The 470-nt window shown below is 33.0% G+C and carries 1 protein-coding gene; it reads left to right on the top strand.

Features of this window, described 5'->3' with window-relative positions:
- Positions 1-159 precede the first annotated feature (159 nt).
- On the top strand, positions 160-470 hold a 311-nt coding region (locus tag FE392_RS20105; protein WP_319931895.1), incomplete at its 3' end, for a DUF1240 domain-containing protein.

The raw sequence follows: 470 nt of genomic DNA on the forward strand, positions 1-470 counted from the left end.
CTGTATTGAGGTCTTGTTATTCTATTCTTCAGGTATATATGAAGAAGTTGCACTCAGACGTGAGCAGCCATCAGGCCGTTTAATCAAGCTACGAGAAGCAGCCTGTGAGACGCAGAAAAAGATTATTCGGCATTTTTTTAATACGATGGGAAGGTTTAGGTGAATAGCAAATACTTTAAAGCATTAGGAGTGCTACTACTATTATTATTTATGGCTTTTATGATGAGCTTCGTTATTAATTCCGCTATTTCATTAATATTAATGAAAGATGAAATAACATTTTCTGGCACCGTTATCATTGGTGTTATGTCTTCCCCTCTATTATTTTATTCTTTGTCGGGCTCTATTTTTTTCTTTATCTTTGATAGGCTACCTAAATTTAACAAGATTATTGTTAAGTATCTAAGTAGATTGATGATTGCATCATTTATCATTAGTCTACCTGTCTATTTTTATGTGAGCTATAAGTT

It is taken from the genome of Xenorhabdus santafensis (assembly GCF_033949405.1).
GTDB lineage: Bacteria > Pseudomonadota > Gammaproteobacteria > Enterobacterales > Enterobacteriaceae > Xenorhabdus > Xenorhabdus santafensis.